The sequence below is a fragment of the Rhizobium sp. BK512 genome, assembly GCF_014194915.1.
GTDB lineage: Bacteria > Pseudomonadota > Alphaproteobacteria > Rhizobiales > Rhizobiaceae > Rhizobium.
The window spans coordinates 357,439-382,595 of the sequence record NZ_JACIAS010000007.1; the positions used below are offsets into that span (position 1 = coordinate 357,439).

Consider the following 25,157-nt stretch of genomic DNA (forward strand, 5'->3'; position numbering starts at 1 on the left):
CAAAAAAGGGGAAGCGCGATGGCATATTTCTTCATGAAACTTGTGCCGCCGCGCTCCGCGTTCCCGCACGACGGGACCGGGGAGGAGATGGCGGCGATGAAGCGCCATGCCGAATATTGGCACCAGAACGCTCTAGCGGGATCGGCGATTGCCGTCGGCCCCGTCTTCGCGGGCGAAGGGGCATTCGGCATCGCGATCGTCGAGGTTGCGGACCAGGCGTCGGCGCAGGAGCTCGCCGATGCCGACCCGATCGTCTCTTCCGGCCTCGGTTTCCGTTTCGATGTCTCGCCAATGCCCTCAATCATTCTCCGGCCGCAAACCGGGACCGCTATCTAACACGATAACAAGCACAATCAGGATTTGAACAATGGCCACAGAAATCCGCGTTCCAACACTCGGTGAGTCCGTCAGCGAGGCAACCGTCGGCACCTGGTTCAAGAAGGTCGGCGACGCCGTCAAGGCTGACGAGCCCATTCTCGAGCTTGAAACCGACAAGGTGACCATCGAAGTTCCGGCGCCGGCATCCGGCACGCTCTCGGAAATCGTCGCCCAGGCTGGCGAGACGGTTGGTCTCGGCGCGCTTCTCGGCCAGATCGCCGAAGGTGCGGCTGCCGCCGCTGCGCCCGCTGCCGCCGCCCCGGCTGCAGCCCCTGCGGCTCCGGCCCCGACGCCGGCTGCTCCGGCAGCAGCTGCCGCTGCTCCCGCCGCGTCGGTATCGTCCATGCCGCCGGCTCCGGCTGCGGCAAAGATGCTCGCAGAAAACAATCTGTCGGCAGAGCAGGTCGATGGCAGCGGCAAGCGCGGTCAGGTTCTGAAGGGTGATGTCATCGCTGCCGTCGCCAAGGCTGCCGCCGCTCCGGCCGCTGCTGCTCCGGCGGCACCCGTTGCCGCGCGCGGCCCGTCGACGGTCGAAGATGCTGCCCGCGAAGAGCGCGTGAAGATGACGCGCCTGCGCCAGACGATCGCCAAGCGCCTGAAGGATGCACAGAACACGGCTGCCATGCTGACCACCTATAACGAGGTGGACATGAAGGCCGTCATGGACCTGCGCAACAAGTACAAGGATGTCTTCGAGAAGAAGCACGGCGTGAAGCTCGGCTTCATGGGCTTCTTCACCAAGGCCGTCACGCATGCCCTGAAGGAACTGCCGGCGGTCAACGCCGAAATCGACGGCACCGACATCATCTACAAGAACTACTGCCACGTCGGCATGGCCGTCGGCACGGACAAGGGCCTCGTCGTCCCGGTCATCCGCGACGCCGACCAGATGTCGATTGCCGAAGTCGAGAAGGAACTTGGCCGTCTCGCCAAAGCAGCTCGTGACGGTTCGCTCTCGATGGCCGAAATGCAGGGCGGCACCTTCACCATCACCAATGGTGGCGTTTACGGCTCGCTGATGTCCTCGCCGATCCTCAATGCACCGCAGTCGGGCATTCTCGGCATGCACAAGATCCAGGAACGTCCGGTCGCCATCGGCGGTCAGGTCGTCATCCGCCCGATGATGTATCTGGCGCTCTCCTACGATCACCGCATCGTTGACGGCAAGGAAGCCGTGACCTTCCTCGTGCGCGTCAAGGAAAGCCTGGAAGATCCGGAACGTCTGGTTCTGGACCTCTAAGCGGAGCGATCTGCCATGCGAGACCGGATCATGCGAGCGGCAGGCGCAGCATTCTGTGCCACGGTTGCCTTCATGCCGGTCTCGGCTCTCGCTTTCGACGTGAACAAGGCGAGCAGCAATTTCGACCTCGTGTCGCTTAGCGATGCGGAGCTTTCCGCACGCTCTCTCAAGACGGTTGATATGGGCAATGTCGAGCTCACGTCCGGCCATATCGTCGCCGCTGATCCGCTGGCGCAGCCGGACCGGCCGGCCTTCGCGAGAACGGTTCCTGCGGGCGACTATCCGGTGCGGCTCTATGAGGCTTTCGGGCGTGTTGCCGCCGCCAGCATGCGTTTCGGCGAAGGCAAGCCCGATCATTGGGAGCTTGCGACCGTTCCCGGTCAGGATATCGCGACGCTCAAGGATGACGAGATCTTCGGCTACCCCGTCGATGCAGGCCTCGGCAGCTACATGGATGCCGATACGCTCGACCTGATCGGGGAGCGCGAGCAGCAGGTGCAGACCCAGAAGCCCGATTCCGACGTGAGTTACTATAACGACGTGCTCGCCGCGGAGCTTGATGCCAACAAGGGTGTCTATGCCCTGCACCGGCCGGTGGCCGGCAAGAAGGGCAATGTCGCGATCTTCTGGAGCGGCTCGGGCGACGGCTTCTATCCGGTGTTCTGGGGCATGGACAAGGAAGAGCATCCACTGGTGCTGCTGACGGATTTCCAGGTGATCGAAAACGCCGACGGGCGCAGAAAGCCGAACTTATAATGAGTGGGGAGCACATGGCGACGAAACGGAAAGGTCTGGCAGCGATCGTCGTCGCCGCACTGTCCTGCGCGCCGGTTTCCGCCGTCGCTGCCGAGTGCAAGCAGGCCAGCGCGATCTATGGAGATCGTGATGGTGCCTATGAACTGCGCTTTTCGCCCATTACCTCCGAGGCCATGACCTCGACCCATCAGTTCAAGCTCAGCGCCTTGAAGAGCCCGGTAGTCATGAATGGCTATGTCATGTCTTCCGACGATCCGGAGCGGACCATGGGCATGGTGATGTTCAACTGCCCGGATGGCGATGTCACCGGTGCCGATCTCGATGCCTGTATGGTCTGGCAGGGCTTCGTTTATCGCGCAAGCGCCAATGGCGGGCTCGATAATCTGCAGTCCGGCGACAGCCTGGCGGCGGAGAAGATCGTCTTTCCCGGCCTCGGCCCGGCGATACGCCAGTCTTCGGCCTGGGGTGACGGCAAGGCAAAGGTCGCGCCGTGGGATGTTCTCGATTTCAAGGGATGTGCACAATGACTGATGGTCCCGTTCTGCTCGTGACCGGCGGCAGCCGCGGCATTGGTGCTGCCGCTTGCCTGGTTGCTGCGCGCCATGGCTGGCGTGTTGCGGTGAACTACGCCTCGAACGAGGCTGCGGCAAATGCCGTCGTTTCCGAAATCAAGAAGGCCGGCGGCGACGCGATCGCGATCAGGGGTGATGTCGGCAATGCCGCCGATATCGTCTCGATGTTCGAGGCGGTCGACAAGCATTTTGGGCGACTGGACGGGCTGGTGAACAATGCCGGCATCGTCGACTACACCGCGCGTGTCGATGAAATGTCGGCCGATCGTCTCGAACGGATGATGCGGATCAATGTAACCGGCTCCATCCTTTGTGCCGGTGAGGCGGTGAGGCGCATGTCCTCCAGGCATGGCGGGCAGGGCGGCGTGATCGTCAATATCTCCTCGATGGCGGCTGTCATTGGCGGGTCCACACAGTATGTCGACTATGCCGCCTCCAAGGCAGCTATCGACACCTTCACGATCGGTCTTTCCAGGGAAGTCGCGGCCGAAGGCATCAGAGTGAATGCGATCCGCCCCGGCATCATCGAGACGGATATCCATGCCTCCGGCGGGCAGCCGGACAGGCCGAAAGAAATGGCTTCATCGATCCCGATGAAGCGAGCCGGAGAGGCGGAAGAGGTGGCCGACGCAATCGTCTACCTGCTGTCGCCGTCGGCATCCTACATAACAGGCGCGATCCTCAATGTGAGCGGCGGGCGCTAGTCAATAACGTAAAGGGAAAAGCAATGTCCTATGATGTGATTGTTATTGGAACCGGCCCCGGCGGCTATGTCGCGGCAATCAAGGCTGCGCAGCTCGGCCTCAAGGTCGCAGTCGTGGAAAAGCGCGCGACCTATGGCGGCACCTGCCTGAATGTCGGCTGCATTCCATCCAAGGCATTGCTGCACGCTTCGGAAATGTTCCACGCAACACATCACATGGAAGAGCTTGGCATCGAAGTCGCTGCTCCGAAGCTCAATCTCGACAAGATGCTGGCGCACAAGGATGCGACCGTGAAGTCCAACGTCGACGGTGTTGCTTTCCTCTTCAAGAAGAACAAGATCGATGCGTTCCATGGCACCGGCAAGATCGTCTCCGCTGGCAAGGTTTCCGTGACCGCCGAAGACGGCTCGGTTCAGCAGATCGAGGGCAAGAACATCGTCATCGCCACCGGGTCCGACGTCGCCGGCATTCCGGGCGTGAAGGTCGATCTCGATGAGAAAATCATCGTATCCTCCACCGGCGCCATTGCGCTGGAAAAAGTGCCTGAAACGATGATCGTCGTCGGGGGCGGTGTCATCGGTCTCGAGCTCGGTTCGGTCTGGTCGCGCCTTGGCGCAAAGGTGACCGTCATCGAGTTTCTCGACAAGATCCTCGGCGCGATGGATGCCGATGTCTCCAAGCAGTTCCAGCGCATGCTCGGAAAGCAGGGTATCGATATCAAGCTGAGCTCCAAGGTGACCGGTGTCGAAAAGGCTGAAAAGGGCGCCAAGGTGACGTTCGAGCCGGTCGCAGGTGGTGCGGCCCAGACGCTCGAAGCCGACGTCGTGCTGATCTCGACCGGCCGCATTCCCTACACGGCGGGCCTTGGCCTGGAAGAAGCCGGCGTCAAGCTCGACAATCGTGGCCGCGTCGAAATCGACGGCCACTTCAAGACCAATGTCGAGGGTATCTACGCCATCGGCGACGTTGTGAAGGGACCGATGCTGGCGCACAAGGCCGAAGACGAAGGTGTGGCGCTTGCCGAAATCCTCGCCGGCCAGCACGGCCACGTTAATTACGACGTCATTCCGAGCGTCGTCTATACGCAGCCGGAAGTTGCTTCCGTCGGCAAGACCGAGGAAGAGCTGAAGGCCGCCGGTATCGCCTACAAGGTTGGCAAGTTCCCGTTTACGGCAAACGGCCGTGCTCGTGCGATGCTGGCAACCGATGGTTTCGTGAAGATCCTGTCGGACAAGGAAACCGACCGCGTGCTCGGCGGCCATATCGTTGGCTTCGGTGCCGGCGAGATGATCCACGAGATTGCCGTGCTGATGGAATTCGGCGGTTCAGCCGAAGACCTCGGCCGCACCTGCCATGCGCATCCGACCATGTCTGAGGCCGTGAAGGAAGCAGCACTCGCCGCCTTCTTCAAGCCGATCCATATGTAAGATTAAATATCAGCAATCATTCATAATGCCGCTTGCCTTCGGGCGGGCGGCATTTTCATTTGGTGGGCAACACCTGCCGACTATTTGATGAGAGACAAGAAAATGAGTGATCGTGTCGTTGTCGGTTACAGCCTCTCCCAACGGTTCCTCCACTGGGTGACCGTGCTCCTGGTCCTCTTCAATCTACTATTTCCTGACGGCATGAATACGTGGCGGCGGCTTGTCCGCCATGGCGGCACGCCGTCGCCAGAACAGATCACTTCAGCCAACATCCATGCCTATGTCGGTATCGCGATCCTGATCGCGACGGTCCTCAGGCTCGCCCTGCGCTTCGTGCAGGGTGTACCGCCTGAAGCTGCGGAGGAGCAGGCGATCTTTCGGCTCGCCGCGCGGCTGGTGCATGCGAGCCTCTATCTGTTGTTGCTCGCTCTGCCTGCTTCAGGCATTGCGGCCTATTATTTTGGTGTCGAGGCACTGGGTTCGCTGCATGCCGACGTCCTGAAGCTCGTTCTCTGGATCGTCATCGTCACGCATGTCTTCGGCGCGCTGGTTCATCAGTTTTACTGGAAGACTGATGTCTTGCGGCGAATGACTGCCGGCTAAAGGCGGTCAGTTAAACGCGGTGACGGTGAAGCCCTGCTGGCGCAGCAATTCGATGACGCCTTCCTTGCCCGGCAGGTGAAGGGCGCCGACGGCCATGAAGACGTTGCCGTTGGCGAGGATCGGTACGGCACGTTCGGCCATCACCTTGTTGCGGTCGAGGATGATGCGTTGCTCGAAGGCGGCATAATCGCTGTCTTCTTCGCTGCCTTCGGGCGTGACGGTCTTCAGCATGGGCATGGTCATGCCGATATCGCCGGAGAGATAGATGTCGGTCATGGTCTCCACAACATCATTCATCTTGGCTCCGAGTTCCAGGGTTTCGATCAGCGACTTCAGATGAAACTCGGTCGGCAGCTCGGCCATGGCCTGCAACTGTTCCGCCAGGGTTTCGAGCCCCTTGACCTGTTTACCCTCCGCGGCCGCATCGGCCGCGATCTTCTGGTCGAGAAACTGCACGCCCTTGGCCTTGCGGGCCATCTCACAGGCGGGAAGTGCGACGGCGCTTGCGATCATCCAGGGACGCATGCGCGAAACGGCCGAGAGCGGGATGCCACGCTGCTTCAGTCCGTCCTCGAGGCGGGCATAGTCTTCGGGCGAAAGGAGCTTTTCGATAGTCGTGCCGTCCGTGAACATCATCAAGTCCGGCCTCATCAGAAGCGATGCCGTGGCCTTCTTCTCATTGAGGATTTCGTCGGATTCAATGACGATCGTGTCGGCGCCATCATGGGCCTCCTGCGCGCGGGGCGGCAGGTTCAGGACGCGTGGATCGGTGACGTGCATGGTGCCGAGCAGCCAGGAGGGCTTAAGACCGGGCTTCTCGATCTTCCAGAAAATACCTTTACCGTTCGGCGTGGCATCTGCCTCTTTCACCGCTTCGGCATAGCGGGCCGGTTCGTTCTGCCGCAGCTCGCTGAGAAGGTCTTTTCCGTTGCAGTTGTCTTCAGCAGCATCGGCTGGCGTGACCGAGAAGATGACTGCAAGCAATGCAGCGGCCAGCAGCATGTGAAAGGCGGCGATCAGCCAGAGCAGGATATTGCCCGACTGCGCGATATGGAAAGTGCGGTGGCCGATGGATATCGTCATGATGGTAATCCGGTCACATGTGCTTCAAGCCTCATGCTCTACGCCGGGCTTGCGCATATTCCTTTAAGAGACAGCGTTAACGAAGGCTTATGCGCGTGGATGCGCCCTATCATATACCTCCAGGAGCCTTGACGCATCGACGCCGGTATAGACCTGTGTGGTGGAAAGACTGGCATGGCCGAGCAATTCCTGGATGGTACGCAGATCGCCGCCACCGGCCAGCAGATGCGTGGCGAAGGAGTGGCGCAGCGCATGCGGGGTGGCAGTCTCGGGCAGGCCAAAGGCGCCGCGCAGCTTCTGCATGGCCCGCTGAATAATCGCTGGCTGCAGTTTGCCGCCGCGGGAACCACGAAAGAGCGGCTCGCCTTCGTCAAGATGAATAGGGCAGAGCTGCCGGTATTTAGCGACAGCTTCAAGGACGACTGGCAGCAGCGGCACGAGGCGCGTCTTGTTGCCTTTACCGGTGATGCGCAGCGTGGTGGTGCCGGTCCTGACATCGGCGGGCGTCAGGTCGAGCGCTTCAGAAATGCGCAGGCCGCAGCCGTAAAGCAACGTCATGACGGCGGCGTCGCGCGCGGCAATCCATGGCTCGTCATGGAGCTGCGATTCATTGCTGACCGCGGTGATGGCCTGTTTGTCCGACAGGGGCTTCGGGAGAGATTTCGGTTGCTTCGGTGAGCGCACCGCGCTCGCCCCTGCTGCATTGACGAGACCCTTCTTTTCAAGGTGACGCAGGAAAGAGCGAATGCCGGCGAGATTGCGAGCCACGGAACGGGCACCGGAACCTTCTTTGCGGCGGGCGGCCAGAAAGGCGCGGAAGTCTGCCGGGCGCAGCGCCTCGACGTCGCGCAGAGTCGTGGGGCCGCCGAGGTGACCGGTCATGAAGGTCAGGAACTGGCGTGTGTCGCGCTCATAAGCATCGAGCGTATGTCCGGAAAGACGGCGTTCGCGGGCCAGGTTTTCGAGCCAGGCGCGGCGTTCCGTCATCAGGTGCGGATCGGCGATGATCAGGAGTTCATTCATGGCCAGGGCTCTTGAATTTGATTTCCATAATGCCAATTCTGGAACAGTGGCGTTATGGAATTGCTAATGCTTGCCAAACCCTTGTCATGTATCGATCATAATTCGCTGAGATAGCTTACAGCTCCTATAAGACAGGAATTTTTATGGCACGGCGCGACTCCATGACGGCTTTCGGACAGCTTGCGGAAGCGATCGCCCTGGTCTCACACGGAAAACCCGGCCATATCGTCGATACGCTGATTGCCGAGCGTGGACAGAAGATCGTCCGGCATCCGCTCTGGCCGGTCCTCCGGCCGTTTCTCTATACTCTGCTGCGCTATAACAGGGCGATCGAATTCGCCAGCGACGTTGCCAATATGCCGGGCTTTCAGTCGTTCGAATATATGAGCAACCTGCTGAAGCTCGACATCAATGTCACCAATGGCGAGCGCATTCCGGCGTCCGGCGGTTTCATCCTCGTCAGCAACCATCCGACCGGTATTGCCGATGGCGTGGCTGTCTTCGATCTCCTGAAGACGCGCCGGCCGGATATGATGTTCTTTGCCAATCGTGATGCGGTGCGCGTCAATCCGCGCTTTGCGGAAATAATCATTCCGGTCGAGTGGCGCGAGGAATTCAAGAGCAAGCTCAAGACACGCGAGACGCTGCAGCTGACCAACCATGCTGTGAAGGAAGGCAAGGCGACGGTGCTGTTTCCTTCCGGCCGCATCGCCTACTGGGCGAACGGAAGGCTGAACGAGCGACCGTGGAAAACCTCTGCTGTCGGTCTCGCCCGCAAATACGGCCTGCCGATTCTTCCCGTTCATGTGACGGCGCGCAACTCCGGTCTGTTCTACTGGTTTGCCAAATGGTCGACCGAGTTGCGCGATATGACCGTCTTCCACGAGCTTCTGAACAAGAAGGGCGATCGCTTCGATTTCGTCATCGGCAATCTCATTCCTGCCGAACAGCTTGACGGCGACCTGACCGAGGTGACGAAGGCGCTGGAAAAGCTCACGGTCCACGATATGGCGGCTGATGGGAATGCGCAGTTCGTGCCCGTCTCCGCTCAGCCGTTGCGGGAGCCCGTTGCCGCCCATTCTTTTTAGCGTTGCTTTGCGCTAAAGCGAAGACATGCGTCTTCGCTCCATGTTTGCCAAGAATTACCGGTCGCTGCGCTCGATCCGCATGGATCTGGCGGACACCACGCTGTTCCTCGGCGAAAACGGCGCCGGCAAGTCCAATCTCTATCGAGCGCTGCAGCTCGTACAGGCGGCGGTTCGCGGGCGGCTGGGCTACGAACTAGCCGCAGAGGGTGGGATGTTATCGGCCCTCTGGTCAGGATCACGCCGCACGTCCGATGGGCCTGCTCGAATCCGTCTCGAGGTCGAGATCGTCGACGAGGAGCGCGCCGTCACATTCCGATATCATGTCGAGGCAGGGCTGCGTCCGCCGGCGGCGGCCGGATTCGCGCTGGAGCCGCAGATCAAAGCCGAAGAACTGTCCGTCGAAACCGGTCGACGCGCAGTGACGATGATGAGACGTGCCGGTCCTGGCATCTCCGTCCGTGATGTTGCAGGACGGATGCAGGATTATCCGGACGAAGCCCTGACCTCTGAAACCGCGATCGCGCTCCTCGGCGATGCCGGCCATTTCCCCGAGGTTGCCGCCTTCCGTCGCATTGTCAACAACTGGCGCTTCTTCCACGGTTTTCGTACCGACAGGGCGTCTCCGCTTCGCCATCCCTGTCTCCCGGTCACTGGACCGATGCTGGATGAGGACGGATCCAATCTCGCCGCCGTCTTTGCAACGCTTGCACATATCCGGCAGGATACGGTCGAGCTCGACCGCATCCTGGCATCTGCGCTCGGTGGGGCGAGGCTTGTCGTGTCGGAACCGGGCGAGACGGCCGAGTTCGGGTTGATGCTTCCGGATTTTCCGCACCGCGTCTTCCATCCGCGCGAGCTTTCCGATGGCCAGATTCGCTTCCTTGGCCTTGCGGCCGCATTGCTCTCTTATCGTCTGCCGGCGCTCATCGCCCTGAACGAGCCGGAGGCGAGCCTGCATCCTGATATGCTCGTGCCGCTTGCCGATATGATCGCCGAAGCGTCGAAAAGCACTCAGGTCTGGATTGTCACCCATTCGGTGCAACTGGCCGAGGCCGTGCGCGAACGCTGCGGCGTTCGCCCGCGAAAGGTAATCCGCGAGAATGGCGCCACCTGGATCGAAGGCATGCGGCTGACGGGAGCGATCGCCGGTGACGACGATGATGACGAATAAGCCTCATCGTCGGCGGGTTCCATTTTTCGGCCGTTGCGGGCATGGTCTGCCGCGATGAGCACAGATTCGTCCGATCTCTTTGGCGCGCTTTTCGAGGCCCCGCCCGTGAACCGCACGGTTCCGGTACTGGTGCCGATGCCGGCGCCAAGGCCCTATTCCTATTCGGTGCCCGATGGCATGGCGGTCGAGCCTGGCTCGGTCGTACAGGTGCCGCTTGGGCCACGCCAGGTGATCGGCGTCGTGTGGGATGGCGGTGAAGACGGCGTCGATCCGAAGAAGCTCCGACCCATCACCCATGTCTTCGATTGCCCGCCACTCAACAAGGAGATGCGGGATTTCATCGACTGGGTGGCCGCCTATACGCTTTCGCCGCCGGGACTTGTGGCGCGCATGGCGCTGAGGGCGCCGAATGCCTTCGAGCCGGAGCCTATGGTGGAAGGATTGCGCTTCGTCGGCGGCGAGCCGGAGCGGATGACGCCAGCGCGCGCCCGCGTGCTCGATACCGCTGCGGACGGGCTATCCTGGACACGCATCGGCCTTGCGCATGCTGCCGGTGTTTCCACCAGCGTCGTCGATGGGCTGATCGCGCAGGGCATTTTCGAGACCATCTTCCTGCCGCCGCCACCTGTCGTTGCCAGACCCGATCCTGATTTTATCGGCTCCCGCCTTGAGGGGCCGCAGAAGGAGGCGGCCGACGAAATCCTGGACGAAGTGCGCAAGGGGGAATTTGCGGTATCGCTGATCGATGGCGTAACCGGTTCGGGAAAGACGGAAGTCTATTTCGAAGCGATTGCCGAGACGCTGAGGCGGGGCCAACAGGTGCTGATCCTGCTGCCGGAAATCGCCCTCACTGCCAGTTTTCTCGAACGTTTCCAGGATCGGTTCGGTGCGAAACCGGCCGAGTGGCATTCCGATCTTGCACCGCGTATGCGTGAAAAGGTCTGGCGGCAGGCGGTGACAGGCGAGGTGCGGGTCGTGGCCGGTGCGCGCTCGGCGCTGTTTCTGCCTTTCGAGGATCTCGGCCTCATCATCGTCGATGAAGAGCACGATCCTGCCTACAAACAGGAAGACCGCGTCTATTACAATGCGCGAGACATGGCGGTCGTGCGGGCGCGGATCGGCGATTTTCCACTGGTGCTCGTTTCGGCGACGCCCTCGGTCGAAAGCCAGGTTAACGGCCAGAGCGGACGCTACAGCACTATCCATCTGCCGACTCGTTTCGGCGATGCCGCACTGCCCGACCTACATCTTGTCGACATGAGACGCCATGCGCCGGAGCGCGGCGGATTCCTGTCGCCGGTTCTGATCCGGGCGATTGGCAAGACGGTGGAGAAGGGCGAGCAGGCGCTGCTCTTTCTCAATCGCCGCGGTTATGCGCCGCTGACGCTCTGCCGTGTCTGCGGCCATCGTTTCCAGTGCCCGCAATGTTCGAGCTGGCTGGTGGAGCACCGGTTCCGTCGGCAGCTTCAATGCCATCAGTGCGGTTATTCCGAACCGACACCCGAAGCCTGCCCGGAATGCGGAACGCTCGACCATCTCGTCGCCTGTGGTCCCGGCGTGGAACGTATCGCCGAAGAAGTAGAACGACATTTTCCGGATGCGCGCACCATCGTGCTCTCGTCCGACATCATGGGTGGGGTGAAACGGCTGAGGTTGGAACTCGACGCCATCGCCAAGGGCGAGGCGGATATCGTCATCGGCACGCAGCTTGTTGCAAAGGGCCATAACTTTCCGCTGATGACACTGGTTGGCATCGTCGATTCGGATCTTGGCCTCGCCAACGGCGATCCGCGTGCTGCGGAGCGGACTTTCCAGCTTCTTTCGCAGGTCACTGGACGCGCCGGGCGAACCGGCCTTAAGAGCCATGGGCTGCTTCAGACCTATCAGCCGCAACATCCGGTCATGCAGGCAATCGTCTCCGGCGACGCGCGAGCCTTTTACGAACGCGAGATCAGCGAGCGCGAGCGCGCAATCCTTCCGCCCTTCGGCAGGCTCGCCTCCATCATCGTTTCAGCCGATACGCGGCACGATGCTGAAAACCATGCGCGCGGCATGCGCAATGCCGCACCGCAGGTTGCGGGCATTTCCGTTCTCGGCCCAGCAGAGGCGCCGTTGGCGCTGGTGCGCGGACGCCATCGTTTCCGGCTGCTGGTCCATGGGCGCCGGAACTCGGACATGCAGGCCTATCTGCGGGCAATGCTGTCGCAATCACCGAAGGAGCGAGGTTCGATTCAGGTGCAGCTTGACATCGATCCGCAGAGCTTCCTGTAGATCGTTACAGTCTCAGCGTTTCCGGATGCCGTCGATCATGGCATAAACGCCGAATCAACTGGCGATTAGGGGCGCGGCATGGAATTCTACTTCCCGACGGAATTTAGCGAACAGCTTGCCTTTGGTGCAGCGGCCTTCACCGCCCTTGCCGGCTTCGTCATCATGTTCGCGCCCGGTCTTGCCATGCGGGCTTTCGGGCTCGCACCGCGCGGCGAACGGCGCGAGGGCTTCGGCGAAATGCGATCGATGGGCGGCCTCTATCTCGGCCTCGGCGTTGCCGCGATCATGCTGGCGCAGGACTGGACCTATCTGGCGCTCGGAGCAGCCTTCGCGATGGCGGCTTTCGCGCGCATCATTTCCATCCTGTCAGATAAGGGGAGCACGCTCCTCAACTATTTACTTCTGGTTGTGCAGGCGGCCGTGGCCGCATTGCCGCTGCTACACGTATTCGGCTTCCTGCAGGGCTGATCCGAAGCCGAAATTATAGCGTTTCGCGGGCCACTTCAGGACGTTTCAGTAATTTTGCTGACAGAAAATCATGCGAAACACGTATTCGGGCGTTACGCGTGTTGCGAGTCCCGATATCCTATGTTAGACGGACCCCGAATTTCGGAAGAAGCAAGAGGCTTCTCTTGCGATTTCTGGGGGAAATCAAAACGAATTCAAGATCATAGACTCGGCGCCCGTCGGAAGTCGGATTTTGAATTGAAATCAGGGAAATTTGTGCCCGTGGCAGACACGTCCCAGCTTACTTCTGGTGTTGCCGAGCGCTATGCCTCGTCGCTTTTCGAGCTGGCGCTCGAAGAACGCGCGGTCGACAGCGTTACCGCCGATCTTGACCGTTTCCAGGCCATGCTGGACGAAAGCGAAGACCTGAAGCGCTTTGTCCTGAGCCCGGTCTTTTCCGCGGAAGATCAGCTCAAGGCGATCGTCGCTCTTAGCGAAAAAGCTGGCATCTCGGGTTTCTTTGCCAATTTCCTGAAGGTCGTGGCGCGTAACCGCCGCCTGTTTGCCCTGCCGGGCATGATCAAGGCCTTCCGCATCATTGCTGCCAACCAGCGTGGCGAAATTTCTGCCGAAGTTACTTCGGCCCATGCTCTCTCGGCAGAGCAGGAAAATGAATTGAAGGCGGCGCTCAAGGGCGTCACCGGCAAAGACGTGGCGATTGCTGTCACGGTTGATCCGTCAATTCTTGGTGGTCTGATCGTCAAGGTCGGGTCCCGTCAGATTGACACGTCTCTTCGTACCAAACTCTCTACCCTTAAGCTTGCATTGAAAGAGGTCGGCTGATGGATATCCGCGCTGCGGAAATTTCCGCAATTCTTAAAGACCAGATCAAGAACTTCGGCAAAGAGGCAGAAGTCTCGGAAGTCGGTCAGGTTCTCTCCGTTGGTGACGGCATCGCTCGCGTTTACGGCCTGGACAATGTTCAGGCTGGTGAAATGGTCGAGTTTCCCGGCGGCATCCGCGGCATGGCGCTCAACCTTGAATCCGACAATGTCGGTGTCGTTATTTTCGGCGCCGACCGCGACATCAAGGAAGGCGACACCGTCAAGCGCACTGGCGCTATCGTTGACGTTCCGGTCGGTCCGGAACTGCTCGGCCGTGTTGTCGACGCTCTCGGCAACCCGATCGACGGCAAGGGCCCGATCAATGCGACCCGCCGTTCGCGCGTCGACATCAAGGCTCCGGGCATCATTCCGCGCAAGTCGGTTCATGAGCCGATGTCGACCGGCCTCAAGGCCATCGACGCCCTCATCCCGGTTGGTCGCGGCCAGCGCGAACTCGTCATCGGCGACCGCCAGACCGGCAAGACCGCGATCCTGCTCGATGCCTTCCTCAACCAGAAGGCCATTCACGAGAGCGGTCCGGAAGGTGAGAAGCTTTACTGCGTTTACGTCGCCATCGGTCAGAAGCGTTCGACCGTCGCGCAGTTCGTCAAGGTGCTCGAAGAGCGCGGCGCGCTGAAGTATTCGATCATCGTTGCCGCCACGGCTTCCGATCCGGCTCCGATGCAGTATCTGGCACCGTTTGCCGGCTGCGCCATGGGCGAATATTTCCGCGACAACGGCATGCACGCGCTGATCGGTTACGACGACCTGTCCAAGCAGGCCGTTTCCTACCGCCAGATGTCGCTGCTGCTGCGCCGCCCGCCGGGCCGCGAAGCCTATCCGGGCGACGTTTTCTACCTGCACTCGCGTCTGCTCGAGCGCGCTGCGAAGATGAACGACGACCAGGGCGCCGGCTCGCTGACCGCTCTTCCTGTCATCGAAACGCAGGGTAACGACGTTTCGGCCTTCATTCCGACCAATGTGATCTCGATCACCGACGGCCAGATCTTCCTTGAAACCGACCTTTTCTATCAGGGTATCCGTCCGGCCGTTAACGTCGGTCTGTCGGTTTCCCGCGTCGGTTCCTCGGCTCAGATCAAGGCCATGAAGCAGGTTGCCGGCTCGATCAAGGGTGAACTCGCGCAGTATCGTGAAATGGCTGCCTTCGCCCAGTTCGGTTCGGACCTTGACGCTGCTACTCAGCGTCTGCTGAACCGCGGCGCACGCCTGACCGAACTCCTGAAGCAGCCGCAGTTCTCGCCGCTGAAGACGGAAGAGCAGGTCGCCGTGATCTTCGCGGGCGTCAACGGTTACCTCGACAAGCTGCCGGTCGCTCAGGTCGGCAAGTTCGAACAGGGCCTGTTGTCCTATCTGCGTTCGGAAGGCTCTGCCATCCTCGATGCGATCCGCACGGAAAAGGCTATCAGCGACGCGACGAAGGGCAAGCTCACTGCTGCTCTCGACAGCTTCGCCAAGTCTTTCCAGTAACGGGCCCTAGGTTAGGACGGATAACGGATGCCTTCACTTAAGGATCTGAAAAACCGGATCGCCTCCGTCAAGGCGACGCAGAAGATCACCAAGGCGATGAAAATGGTCGCCGCGGCGAAGCTTCGGCGTGCGCAGGAGGCGGCCGAGGCCGCCCGGCCTTACTCGCAGCGTATGAATGCGGTCCTGGCGAATATTGCCAAGGCCGTTACCGATGCGGACGGTGCCCCGGTTCTGATGACCGGCACCGGCAAGGACCAGGTGCACCTGCTCGTCGTCTGCACGGCCGAACGCGGCCTGTGCGGCGGCTTCAATTCGCAGATTGCGCGCTTTGCTCGCGATCACGTTCGCAAGCTGGTCGCCGAAGGCAAGACGGTGAAGATCCTCACCGTCGGCAAGAAGGGCTATGACATCCTGCGTCGCGAATTCGCGTCGCTGATCGTCGAGCGCAAGGAACTGCGCGAAGTCAAGAAGATCGGCTTCGAGAATGCCGACCAGATCGGCAAGCGCATCATCGAGATGTTCGAAGCCGGCGAGTTTGACGTCTGCACGCTGTTCTACTCCGAGTTCAAGTCGGTCATCAGCCAGGTTCCGACCGCACAGCAGCTCATCCCGGCCAAGGCTCCGGAAGCCGTTGCCGTAGATGAAGAGCATGCTGGTGCCGTTTATGAATACGAGCCGGATCCGGCGTCGATCCTCGAAGAGCTGATCCCGCGCAACATCTCGGTCCAAATCTTCCGCGCTCTCCTCGAGAACGTCGCGGGTGAAATGGGCGCCAAGATGAGCGCGATGGACAATGCGACGCGCAATGCTGGTGAGATGATCAACAAGCTGACGTTGAGCTACAACCGTCAGCGTCAGGCTCAGATCACCAAGGAACTGATTGAAATCATTTCGGGCGCGGAAGCGCTCTGAGGTTAGGAAAAGAGGGTCAGAAAATGGCTGAGGCAGCTACCCCCAAGACCGGCTCTGTCGGCAGAGTCACACAGGTTATCGGCGCCGTCGTCGACGTTGCTTTCGAAGGCGAACTGCCGAAGATCCTGAACGCGTTGGAAACCGACAATAACGGTAACCGTCTGGTTCTCGAAGTTGCTCAGCACCTCGGCGAAAACGAAGTTCGTACCATTGCGATGGACTCGTCCGAAGGTCTCGTTCGCGGCCAGCAGGTTACCGATACCGGCGCTCCGATCTCGGTTCCGGTTGGCAACGAAACGCTCGGCCGTATCATGAACGTCATCGGCGAGCCGGTCGACGAAGCTGGTCCGCTGAACACCGCTCACAAGCGCGCCATCCACCAGGACGCTCCGGCTTATGTCGAGCAGTCCACGGAAGCGCAGATCCTCGTCACCGGCATCAAGGTGGTCGATCTTCTTGCTCCCTATGCAAAAGGCGGCAAGATCGGCCTGTTCGGCGGCGCAGGCGTCGGCAAGACCGTTCTCATCATGGAACTGATCAACAACGTCGCCAAGGCGCACGGTGGTTACTCGGTCTTCGCTGGCGTGGGTGAACGTACCCGCGAAGGCAACGACCTCTACCACGAAATGATTGAATCGGGTGTCAACAAGCATGGCGGCGGCGAAGGCTCGAAGGCTGCGCTCGTTTACGGCCAGATGAACGAACCGCCGGGCGCCCGCGCTCGCGTCGCTCTGACCGGTCTGACGGTTGCTGAACACTTCCGCGACCAGGGTCAGGACGTTCTGTTCTTCGTCGACAACATCTTCCGCTTCACGCAGGCTGGCTCGGAAGTGTCGGCTCTGCTCGGCCGTATCCCTTCTGCTGTGGGCTATCAGCCGACGCTCGCAACCGACATGGGGCAGATGCAGGAACGCATCACCACGACGACGACGGGCTCGATCACCTCGGTTCAGGCCATTTACGTTCCGGCCGACGACTTGACCGACCCGGCGCCGGCAACCTCGTTCGCCCACTTGGACGCAACCACGGTTCTGTCGCGCTCGATCGCTGAAAAGGGTATCTATCCGGCCGTCGATCCGCTCGACTCCACCTCGCGCATGCTCGATCCGCTGGTCGTCGGCGACGAACATTACGAAATTGCCCGTAAGGTTCAGTCGACCCTGCAGCGCTACAAGGCCCTGCAGGACATCATCGCCATCCTGGGCATGGACGAACTGTCCGAAGAGGACAAGATCGCTGTTGCCCGCGCCCGCAAGATCGAACGCTTCCTGTCGCAGCCGTTCTTCGTTGCCGAAGTCTTCACCGGTTCGCCGGGCAAGCTGGTTGCTCTCGAAGACACGATCAAGGGCTTCAGGGGCCTCGTCAACGGCGATTACGACCACCTGCCCGAAGCTGCTTTCTACATGGTTGGCTCGATCGAAGAAGCCATCGAGAAGGCCAAGAAGCTCGCTGCCGCTTGATGAGCGACGCTCAGGACGAGATATTCTGCTGCGACACGCTCAAAAGTGTCGTGGCAGAACTTCCTGAACCGGCCGCGCCGACCATCTACCGGGCCGATAATGGGGTGATGATGATGGTTGTCGGACTGGCTCAGACCGAGGAAGGTCTCGGTTATCTCGATCATGCGATGATGCACTGCCCGTTCTGCGGGACCAAATTGCAAGATGCAAAGGCCATAGCCGAGAAGGTAAGTCACTGATGGCTGACAATTTCAACTTTGAGCTCGTTTCGCCGGAGCGCCTGCTGCTGTCGGAGATGGTGACCGAGGTCGTCATTCCCGCCACTGAAGGCGAGATGACGGTCATGGCCCACCATGCCCCGACGATGACGACCATCAAGCCGGGCATCGTGAGTGTTCGTTCTTCTTCAGGCTCGAAGCAGGATTACGTTGTGTTCGGCGGTTTTGCCGACATCCTGCCGACGGGATGCACGCTCCTTGCTGAATCTGCCCTTCCGGTAGAGGAACTCAACAAGGACGAACTGACCCGCCGCATCGAAGCTGCGAAGCAGGAACTTGAGGATGTCGTGCATCATGAGCACAAGTCCAAGCTTGAGCATTTCATCATGGAAATGACCCGTCTGCAGGGCTTGGTCGGCCAGGACTGATCGGTTCAGGTAGACGTTCTGGATTGAACAAGAAAGCGGCCTTCAAGGCCGCTTTTTTTATCCGGAAACAAGATGCATTTATGCTGAGGCGTGCTTGCAAAAACAAAAGGCGGTGTTTCGCCGCCCGCCTGATCGATCTGGTCTGTGGAAACTCGGTATCTCAGAACCCGGTGCCGCCGCGCAGCTCGGAGAGCAGCGTGCCAAGCAGGATCTTCATATCCAGCCAGAGGCTGAAATTCCTGATGTAATAGATATCGCTGGCGATGCGAGCGCGCGCCTCCGTCGGGCGTTCCGTCGGACCGCGCCAGCCGCGCGTCTGGGCAAGGCCGGTAATACCTGGCCGCATCAGATGGCGGTAATGATATTCAGGCAACAGTTCCTCGTAGAGCATGCCTGCCGCGCGCATGTTGATGGCGTGGCAACGGGGACCGACGAGCGACATATCGCCCCTAATGACATTGAGAAGCTGGGGCAGTTCATCGATATTGGTCTTGCGCAAGAAGGCGCCGATCCGCGTCACACGCCGATCACCCTTGACGGTTTGTTCGACGCCGGTGGGATCGCAGAGATCCGCCCGCATGGAGCGGAACTTGTAGACAGTGATCTTGCTACCCTTCCGGCCCCAGCGAATCTGCCGGAAAAACACAGGCCCGCCATCGTCGATCACGATGAGGAGGGCGATCGTCAGAAGGACGGGGAACAGGATGATCAGCGCGCTCGTTGCTCCAAAAATGTCGAAAGCTCTCTTCAAGCCAAGCTGAAGCCAGCCTCCGCCATCCAATGAGGCAAAGCTTTCCGGCTGGCGAATATTGGAATTCGCTGCGTCGGGAGCCTTCATCTTCACTGTCTTTACTGAGAAAGCCGTGTCTTGAAGCTTATTTGAAGTAAACACGTTCATTAAGCAACGTCCGTGGAAATACTGGAATAGTGCGTCGCGCTGGCACAAATACATGGACAGGGTCGGTTTGTCACCCGCTTCTTTAATGTTTTCCTTACCCTAATTGAGCCAAATTTGGGAGTATTTCGAAATATGTCCCTGATATTTTTGGCTGGTTGGGAATTAACTATATTGCGTAAAGGCTTAATTCTTGCGCGTTATGCGTGCGGCACGTCGTATTGCATGCCGCTCGAGAGCGAAATAACTGAGGCTTGCGAGAAGAAAGACAATCGTCGTCGCAAGGGCAGAGCCAATAAGCCAATCGCGCAGGGGGGTGTCCTTACCGATCCCGAATATGGCCGGCGAGATCGTCTGCATCGTGGTCAGTACGATGTCCTGCCAGATATAGATGCCGAATGAGACGGTTGCCGTGAAGCGTACGAAGGCGTTGTCGAGCAACGCCGCAAGCAGGGTGGAGCGCGAGAGGGCAACGAGCGCAATCGCGGTCATGAGTGGGAACAGCGGAAAGACGTAGGGGATGCCGAGCCATCCATAGGCTTCCCACGGGCCTCCCGCCGAAAGCGGCAGCTGGAAGGCGGCGATGACCAGGCAGGCGAAGGCAATGATGTCGAACAGGATCTGACGCTTTCGCGGCAGTATCGTGTGAAGGCCCGCCGCGAGTGCACCGAGCGCAAAAATCGCGAAGAACCCGAAGGGATTGTAGTTCGGCATCCACTCCTTTGCACCGCCCTGCATGCCATATTGCCAGCCACGGTCAATCTCATCGGGTGGAACAAGCGTGCGGAAAGTCTCATGGGCAAGCAGCGCCACAGCAATGATGGCGAGCCAGGCAAGGCGCGTGATCAGCGGAGTGCGACGTTTCTCCGGGATAGCGAAAAGCCAGAGGAAACCAAGCGGCAGCAGCACATAGCTCGTTACTTCGAAGGATATGGACCAGAGCGGGCCGTTGCCCTCGACAGGAAAGAAGGTGCGCCAGTGCCACTGGCTCATGAACAGGAGACCGCTCGCATAACGCATGACGAGTTCCGGCGTCAGCGCATGCCCAAGCAACGTGATGCTGAGGATAAAACCTGCGGTCAAAGCTACCCAATAGCCGGGCACGATGCGGGCCGCTCGACGCAGCACATAGGTGCGCAAGTCAGGCATTGCATAACCGGCATCAAGGGAATGCCAGAACGGCAAGGCCAGCAGGAAGCCGCTGAGGATAAAGAAGATCGCGACGCCGAAATTGCCGAAGCGCAGTGCGGTCAGCGCCGGCTGAAGCCCTTCGGTCTTGTTAAGGTCGATGCGCAGAACAAGGTGGTGGATGAGGACAAGCAGGCAAGCGGTTGCACGCAAGAAATCTGCTCCGGCTACCCGGTCCTGCTGCTGCATGTCACTCCCTCGCTCCTTGCCGGACTTTGCAGCGGAAAGCTGCTGCCGGCAAGGGCGGGGTCATCTCAGCCAAGCAGATCGTTAGTGTAATAGGCGGAAAAGTCGGGCTTTTCCTTCAGCGCCGCACCATTGGCATCGAGCAGGATGCCATGGTCGAACAGGAACGTGCCGATCGCTTCGGCCTTGGCCGGATCGATGATGCCGATCGCGCCGTTGTCACCCTTGAGGAAACGACCTTCGACCAGGGCCTTTTGCGATGCCTTGACCAGTTCGGTATTCAGCAGCGCGCCGTTGCTGCCGGCAATCAGGAGATCGCAGGCCTCGTCCTGATTGTCGACCGAATAGGCATAACCTTTGAGTGTTGCCTGGACAAAGGCGCGGGCATTTTGCGGATTGGCCGAAAGATAGGCATCGCTGGAAGCGATTGCGGTCGTCTGTTCGTCGGGAATTCCATGGTCGCTATAGCGCCAGCGTCCGACCTGCCGGTTCTCCAGCTGGGCGGCAATACCCTCCCAGGTGTAGATTTCCAGTGTAAAGTCCACCGCGCCGTTGTCGAGCGCCTCATAGGCCGAGGTGCCGAGCGTGACATTCTGGAAGGTGCCCTTGCCGCCGTCGTTGCGGATCATCGCAGAGACGAGTGCCTCCTCCCATGCGCCGCCAAAGCCGCCATAGGTCTTGCCATCAAGATCTTTCGGACTCTTGATGTCGTTGCGGCCGCCCTTGAAGATCAACCTGCCGGTTTCCGTCTGCACGACGGCATAGACGAGTTTTACATCGGCGCCCGCGGCGCGCTGGGTAAAGGTCTCGATTTCTCCGCAAATCCCGAAATCGGCAACACCATTTGCGACCAACGTGCCGGCACTCGTATCGGCATAGGGCAGGATCTCGACATCGATGCCGGCTGCCTCATAGAAGCCCTTCGCCTTGGCGACATAGATGCCGATATGGTTGGTGTTCGGCGTCCAGTCGAGCGCGATACGCACCTTGTCGGAGGATTGCGCGAAGGCGGTGCGGCCGGCAAGGCTTGCGGCCATGGCGGCAAAAAGGGTCTGTCGGCGGGTGAGAAGCATCAGGACCTCCTCAGGTTCTTTGCGGATGCAGCAATGTTTGAAGAATTTCAGTTTCGATTGCCTGAGCAGCCGGGGAGCCGAGATCTGCAAGCGTCCGCGGTCTTGCGAGCGGCACCTCGAATTCCCTGATCACGGCAGCCGGACGGGCGGACAGAACATAGATACGATCGGACAGGAAGACGGCTTCCCGTACGTCATGGGTAATCAGCAGGGCCGTCCATCGATGACCGGTCCACATGCCCTGCAGCCATTCCTGCATCTGGGTGCGGGTTAGCGCATCGAGTGCCCCGAAAGGCTCGTCGAGCAGCAGCATGTCCTGCCGCTGGATCACTGTGCGCAGCAGGGCCGCGCGCTGGCGCATGCCGCCCGAAAGGGCCGCGGGATAGTGATTTTCGAAGCCGGCAAGTCCGAAGCGTTCAAAGAGCGGGGCGGCCACAGCCCGCGCCTGGCTGCGGCGCATGCCGTGCACTTCGAGGCCGAGGATCGCGTTGTCGATGACGCTTCGCCACGGCATCAGCGCATCGCGCTGAGGCATGAAGGCGAATGCATGCGCGGCCTGCGAGAGCTGGATGCCGTCGAAGACAATCTCTCCCTTGTCGGCCTGCAGCGCCTGTGTCAGCAGCCGCAGGATCGTCGACTTGCCGGAGCCGGATGGGCCGACGATCGAGACGAATTCACCTCTGGCGATATGAAGAGAAATGTCCCTCAGCACTTCCATGCCGTCGAAGGACTTCGACACATTCTTCAGCTCGAGCATCCCGTTCATCGGCGTTTCTCCGCAGGGGATTGCCAGGGCATGACGAAACGCTGCACCGCCAGGGTGAGACCGAAGAGGCAAAGGGTCAGAAGGGCGCTGACGACGACGGCGGCGAGGACGAGATCCGGCCGGAAGTTGTTCTTGGCGTTGAGGATATAGATCCCGAGGCCGCGCGCGGCGCCCGCATATTCGGCGAAGATGGCGCCGACCACGGCATAGGTGATCGAAATACGCAGGCCGGCAAAGAAGAAAGGCATGGCGGAAGGGAGCCGTGCCAGGCAGAAGATGCGCCAGCGACTTGCCTTCATGGAACTCAGAAGCTCGGCAATATCCCGGTCCGTCGCTTCATAGCCCTGAAGCAGGGCGACCAGCAGCGGAAAGAAGGTAACGAGAGCGACGAGCAGAAGCTTCGGCAGCAGCCCGAAACCGAACCAGAGTACGACGAGGGGAGCGATCGCGACCAGCGGCAATGTCTGGCTGACGATGAAGAGCGGCAGCAGCGCACGGCGCATGAATGGCACGAAATCCATCAGTACCGACGAGGCGAAGGCGAAGACGAGCGACAAAGCAAAACCGCCGAGCGTCGCGCCGAGCGTCGGCCAGGTGTTGTCGAGCAGCGCCTGCCTGTTCAGCCAGCCCTGTGTAAGGATACGCGAAGGTGAGGGCAGGATCGAGGGCTTGATGCCGGAGAGATCGACATAGAACTCCCAGATAGCCAGGAAGGCAAGCATGGCGAGAATGGCGGGCAAGGCCCGCCTCAGTGGCGCAAATGTCGAATCCGGTTTCGATAGGGTCATGCCGTCAGGCGTCTCAGGCTTTGCTCGGGCTGTTCGCGGAGACCGTGATATCCAGTGTCACATGACCTTCGGGATCGCCAAAGCGATAGAAAGCTTCATGGATGGTCGCGAAGATCGCGCCGGCGTCACCGCGCAGCTTGGTGCAGAAATTCTTCGAGCGGTCGAATGTGCCCGAGCGCTTCAGGAAGTCGATGCAGCCGTAAATCTCGTCCATATGGGTGCCCGTTCCCATGACATAGAGAGAAAATTGGGCGGCCGTCGGTTGACCAGTCTCGGTCGTATCCCTGACTGCTGCGATCGCTGCCTCCACGCGCTCGGCGAGCGGCTCGGAGCGGCTTGAGGACGGGCCGGCGCCGCAGATCGCATCATCCGGTTCGCCGGGGCAGCCCCGCGAGATCGCGGCGGACAATACGCAATGCTCGCCACTTGCGGCAGCCGAAACGAAGAGATCGCGCATGGCGGCAAACAGCATATCAGGCGGGCCGACCAACAGCGTGGAAATATCATCGGTTTCGATGCGAAGATGATCGCGATAGGGCTCGAGGGCCTTGATCGCGTCAAGGATGATGCCGACGAAATTGCCGGACATCGGATATAGAGACACTTGTGCGCCGGAAAACATTTGGACCTCGCTCCGCTGGCATTACCCAGATCAGCTTTAAAGGGTCCGGAGGCATGCGCCTCACATCTCAGCCCCGGCAATTCGGAGCTCCCCCGTGAAATTGTGGCGGAAGCTATCACCGGGCCTGCGATACCGCAACCGTAAAATTCCTACCCGGCTATGCGGTCGGCAAGAGGCGCGTGCAGTCCAGGCGCACTTTGTGAGGTGCCCGAGGGAAACACCCGGACGGAGGTCCTGTCCGGGTGTCCAGCCGGTCCGTACCTGCCAGAGACGGAGCCGGATGTCTTCGTCTCAGGCGGCGACGCCGGCATAGGGCGTGTCGCTGCGGGCGGCGACCAGCGCCTCAGTCCACCACTGCAGCTGGGACATCATTCGGGAAAGCCTGCGCAGAGCGTCCTGCGGATCCTGCAGCCGGCCCTCATTGTCGAAACGGCGCCAGGGGGAATTGAAACTCACGGCATCGCAGATCGTGACGGCGTGAAGCTCCGCAAAAACGAGGCGAAGTTGTTCGACTGCGCGCAATCCGCCGGATATGCCGCCATAACAGACGAAGGCGATCGGCTTTCCGTGCCAGGGTTCGGCGAAGAGATCGATGAGGAATTTCAGAGAAGCGGTAAAGCTGTGGTTGTACTCCGGCGTGACGAGGATGAAACCATCGGCCTGATGAAGCCTGTCCGCAAGCCGCCTTGCCTCCGGATGATGCGGTAAATGCTCTCGCGGCAGTGAAAATGCCAGCGGGTCGATGATGTCGATCTCGAATTGCGGAAAGCGGGCCAGCTCTCTTTCGAGCCACTTCACCACCCTGTCGCAGATGCGTCCCTCGCGCGTGCTGCCGTAGATGACGGCAAGCCTCATGGGTTTGTGCATGCATTGCTCCTTCTTATCTCGGCTTTACGGCCTCGGGAGCGCAGTCTATAAAACCTCAACTAATATTGAGGTCAATGGGTCATGCAGCAGAATCCGGGATTCTCCTTGAGCAAACTTCTGACGGTGGGCGAGGTTGCAGAGCGCAGCGGACTTGCGGTTTCCGCCCTGCACTTCTACGAAGCGAAAGGGCTGATCTTCAGCATTCGCACGCGCGGCAACCAGCGGCGCTACGGCCGCGATGTGCTGCGGCGTCTCGGCATCATCAAGGTGGCGCAACGCGTTGGCATTCCGCTCTCCGAAATTCAGACTGCGTTCGAAACCCTGCCGCAGAGCCGTACGCCGACAGTCGAGGACTGGCAGAGGTTATCGACGCTCTGGAAGGACAATCTCGATATCCGCATCAGGCAGCTCAGCCTGTTGCGCGATCATCTGACGAGCTGCATTGGCTGCGGTTGCCTCTCTATTGACGCCTGCCCGCTGCGCAATCCCTTCGATGTACTTGGCAGACAGGGCGCCGGTGCGCGGCTGCTCGACCCGGGTGCCTAGACCTTCGGGCTTTCTTTTGGCTGATGCCCGCATATGTTAGGCGTGATAGCGCAAGCGGCGGACCGGCCCGCAA

27 protein-coding genes and 1 riboswitch are annotated in these 25,157 nt (G+C 60.2%); of the genes, 18 read left to right on the forward strand and 9 right to left on the reverse strand.

The features are described from left to right. Positions 1-18: 18 nt before the first annotated feature. The 7 genes from FHX06_RS25070 (at position 19) to FHX06_RS25100 (ending at position 5,680) form a co-directional block, all read left to right on the forward strand. Positions 19-336 carry a YciI family protein gene (locus FHX06_RS25070; RefSeq protein WP_113209718.1) on the forward strand — a complete coding sequence of 106 codons (318 nt, stop codon included), beginning with the start codon at positions 19-21 and terminating at the stop codon, positions 334-336. Between the two features lie 31 nt (positions 337-367). After that, entirely contained in the window at positions 368-1,618 is a 1,251-nt protein-coding gene (gene odhB / locus FHX06_RS25075; protein WP_112545607.1) for a 2-oxoglutarate dehydrogenase complex dihydrolipoyllysine-residue succinyltransferase, read from the forward strand. A gap of 15 nt (positions 1,619-1,633) precedes the next feature. After that, a complete protein-coding gene (locus FHX06_RS25080) occupies positions 1,634-2,374 on the forward strand; it encodes a DUF4241 domain-containing protein (RefSeq protein ID WP_183881214.1) in 741 nt (246 codons plus the stop codon). Positions 2,375-2,388: 14 nt separating this feature from the next. Next, complete coding sequence (locus tag FHX06_RS25085) at positions 2,389-2,901, forward strand: hypothetical protein (protein WP_246715629.1); 513 nt, start codon at positions 2,389-2,391, stop codon at positions 2,899-2,901. Continuing rightward, positions 2,898-3,650 (forward strand): SDR family oxidoreductase, encoded by a 753-nt coding sequence (locus FHX06_RS25090; RefSeq protein ID WP_113144888.1) that lies wholly within the window; start codon positions 2,898-2,900, stop codon positions 3,648-3,650. Before FHX06_RS25085 ends, FHX06_RS25090 begins: the two co-directional genes overlap by 4 nt. A 23-nt stretch (positions 3,651-3,673) precedes the next feature. Next, complete coding sequence (gene lpdA / locus FHX06_RS25095; RefSeq protein ID WP_112545603.1) at positions 3,674-5,077, forward strand: dihydrolipoyl dehydrogenase; 1,404 nt, start codon at positions 3,674-3,676, stop codon at positions 5,075-5,077. 102 nt (positions 5,078-5,179) lie between these two features. After that, positions 5,180-5,680, forward strand: coding sequence for a cytochrome b (locus tag FHX06_RS25100; RefSeq protein ID WP_183881216.1), 501 nt, complete (start codon positions 5,180-5,182; stop codon positions 5,678-5,680). 6 nt (positions 5,681-5,686) lie between these two features. On the opposite strand, the gene FHX06_RS25105 is transcribed toward FHX06_RS25100, so the two are convergent. Together FHX06_RS25105 and FHX06_RS25110 are read right to left on the reverse strand one after the other, a co-directional pair. Then, a complete protein-coding gene (locus FHX06_RS25105) occupies positions 5,687-6,763 on the reverse strand; it encodes a TraB/GumN family protein (RefSeq protein WP_113209714.1) in 1,077 nt (358 codons plus the stop codon). A gap of 87 nt (positions 6,764-6,850) precedes the next feature. Next, the gene (locus FHX06_RS25110; RefSeq protein ID WP_113013280.1) at positions 6,851-7,786 is read right to left on the reverse strand and encodes a tyrosine recombinase XerC; all 936 of its coding nucleotides are present in this window, start codon (positions 7,784-7,786) and stop codon (positions 6,851-6,853) included. A 143-nt stretch (positions 7,787-7,929) separates the two neighbouring features. Here FHX06_RS25110 and FHX06_RS25115 point away from each other — a divergent pair, with 143 nt between their 5' ends. From FHX06_RS25115 to FHX06_RS25160, 10 genes are all read left to right on the forward strand, one after another. Next, positions 7,930-8,874, forward strand: a complete 945-nt coding sequence (locus FHX06_RS25115) for a GNAT family N-acetyltransferase (RefSeq protein ID WP_113013279.1) — start codon at positions 7,930-7,932, stop codon at positions 8,872-8,874. 25 nt (positions 8,875-8,899) lie between these two features. After that, a complete protein-coding gene (locus tag FHX06_RS25120) occupies positions 8,900-10,045 on the forward strand; it encodes an AAA family ATPase (RefSeq protein ID WP_113209713.1) in 1,146 nt (381 codons plus the stop codon). A 54-nt stretch (positions 10,046-10,099) separates the two neighbouring features. Then, the gene (locus FHX06_RS25125; RefSeq protein ID WP_113204359.1) at positions 10,100-12,316 is read left to right on the forward strand and encodes a primosomal protein N'; all 2,217 of its coding nucleotides are present in this window, start codon (positions 10,100-10,102) and stop codon (positions 12,314-12,316) included. A gap of 78 nt (positions 12,317-12,394) precedes the next feature. Continuing rightward, positions 12,395-12,784 (forward strand): DUF4345 domain-containing protein, encoded by a 390-nt coding sequence (locus FHX06_RS25130; RefSeq protein WP_112970837.1) that lies wholly within the window; start codon positions 12,395-12,397, stop codon positions 12,782-12,784. Between the two features lie 255 nt (positions 12,785-13,039). Next, positions 13,040-13,606 (forward strand): F0F1 ATP synthase subunit delta, encoded by a 567-nt coding sequence (locus FHX06_RS25135; RefSeq protein WP_112970838.1) that lies wholly within the window; start codon positions 13,040-13,042, stop codon positions 13,604-13,606. Next, positions 13,606-15,135 carry a F0F1 ATP synthase subunit alpha gene (gene atpA, locus FHX06_RS25140; RefSeq protein ID WP_112545595.1) on the forward strand — a complete coding sequence of 510 codons (1,530 nt, stop codon included), beginning with the start codon at positions 13,606-13,608 and terminating at the stop codon, positions 15,133-15,135. Before FHX06_RS25135 ends, atpA begins: the two co-directional genes overlap by 1 nt. Positions 15,136-15,162: 27 nt before the next feature. Next, positions 15,163-16,047: a F0F1 ATP synthase subunit gamma gene (locus FHX06_RS25145; RefSeq protein ID WP_113013274.1), complete on the forward strand. Its 885-nt coding sequence runs from the start codon at positions 15,163-15,165 to the stop codon at positions 16,045-16,047. Between the two features lie 23 nt (positions 16,048-16,070). Further along, positions 16,071-17,507, forward strand: coding sequence for a F0F1 ATP synthase subunit beta (gene atpD, locus FHX06_RS25150; protein WP_112545593.1), 1,437 nt, complete (start codon positions 16,071-16,073; stop codon positions 17,505-17,507). After that, positions 17,507-17,746, forward strand: a complete 240-nt coding sequence (locus FHX06_RS25155; protein ID WP_112545592.1) for a hypothetical protein — start codon at positions 17,507-17,509, stop codon at positions 17,744-17,746. The genes atpD and FHX06_RS25155 overlap by 1 nt, the downstream gene beginning before the upstream one ends. Further along, positions 17,746-18,153, forward strand: coding sequence for a F0F1 ATP synthase subunit epsilon (locus FHX06_RS25160; protein ID WP_183881218.1), 408 nt, complete (start codon positions 17,746-17,748; stop codon positions 18,151-18,153). The genes FHX06_RS25155 and FHX06_RS25160 overlap by 1 nt, the downstream gene beginning before the upstream one ends. A gap of 160 nt (positions 18,154-18,313) precedes the next feature. On the opposite strand, the gene FHX06_RS25165 is transcribed toward FHX06_RS25160, so the two are convergent. From FHX06_RS25165 to FHX06_RS25195, 7 genes are all read right to left on the reverse strand, one after another. After that, the gene (locus FHX06_RS25165; RefSeq protein ID WP_409564436.1) at positions 18,314-19,051 is read right to left on the reverse strand and encodes a sugar transferase; all 738 of its coding nucleotides are present in this window, start codon (positions 19,049-19,051) and stop codon (positions 18,314-18,316) included. A gap of 183 nt (positions 19,052-19,234) precedes the next feature. After that, positions 19,235-20,425, reverse strand: a complete 1,191-nt coding sequence (locus tag FHX06_RS25170) for an acyltransferase family protein (protein WP_113209711.1) — start codon at positions 20,423-20,425, stop codon at positions 19,235-19,237. Positions 20,426-20,490: 65 nt separating this feature from the next. After that, positions 20,491-21,498, reverse strand: coding sequence for an ABC transporter substrate-binding protein (locus tag FHX06_RS25175; protein WP_113209838.1), 1,008 nt, complete (start codon positions 21,496-21,498; stop codon positions 20,491-20,493). A 7-nt stretch (positions 21,499-21,505) separates the two neighbouring features. Further along, positions 21,506-22,261, reverse strand: coding sequence for an ABC transporter ATP-binding protein (locus tag FHX06_RS25180; protein ID WP_183881220.1), 756 nt, complete (start codon positions 22,259-22,261; stop codon positions 21,506-21,508). Then, on the reverse strand, positions 22,258-23,049 hold the full coding sequence (locus FHX06_RS25185) for an ABC transporter permease (RefSeq protein ID WP_113115389.1): 792 nt from the start codon (positions 23,047-23,049) through the stop codon (positions 22,258-22,260). Before FHX06_RS25185 ends, FHX06_RS25180 begins: the two co-directional genes overlap by 4 nt. A 13-nt stretch (positions 23,050-23,062) precedes the next feature. After that, entirely contained in the window at positions 23,063-23,671 is a 609-nt protein-coding gene (locus FHX06_RS25190; protein ID WP_113209710.1) for a YkoF family thiamine/hydroxymethylpyrimidine-binding protein, read from the reverse strand. After that, positions 23,662-23,775, reverse strand: a riboswitch (TPP riboswitch). (Overlaps the previous gene by 10 nt.) Before the next feature lie 187 nt (positions 23,776-23,962). Further along, positions 23,963-24,538 (reverse strand): NADPH-dependent FMN reductase, encoded by a 576-nt coding sequence (locus tag FHX06_RS25195; protein ID WP_113209709.1) that lies wholly within the window; start codon positions 24,536-24,538, stop codon positions 23,963-23,965. A gap of 81 nt (positions 24,539-24,619) precedes the next feature. Here FHX06_RS25195 and soxR point away from each other — a divergent pair, with 81 nt between their 5' ends. Further along, positions 24,620-25,084: a redox-sensitive transcriptional activator SoxR gene (gene soxR, locus FHX06_RS25200; RefSeq protein ID WP_112545585.1), complete on the forward strand. Its 465-nt coding sequence runs from the start codon at positions 24,620-24,622 to the stop codon at positions 25,082-25,084. The last annotated feature ends 73 nt before the right edge of the window (positions 25,085-25,157 follow it).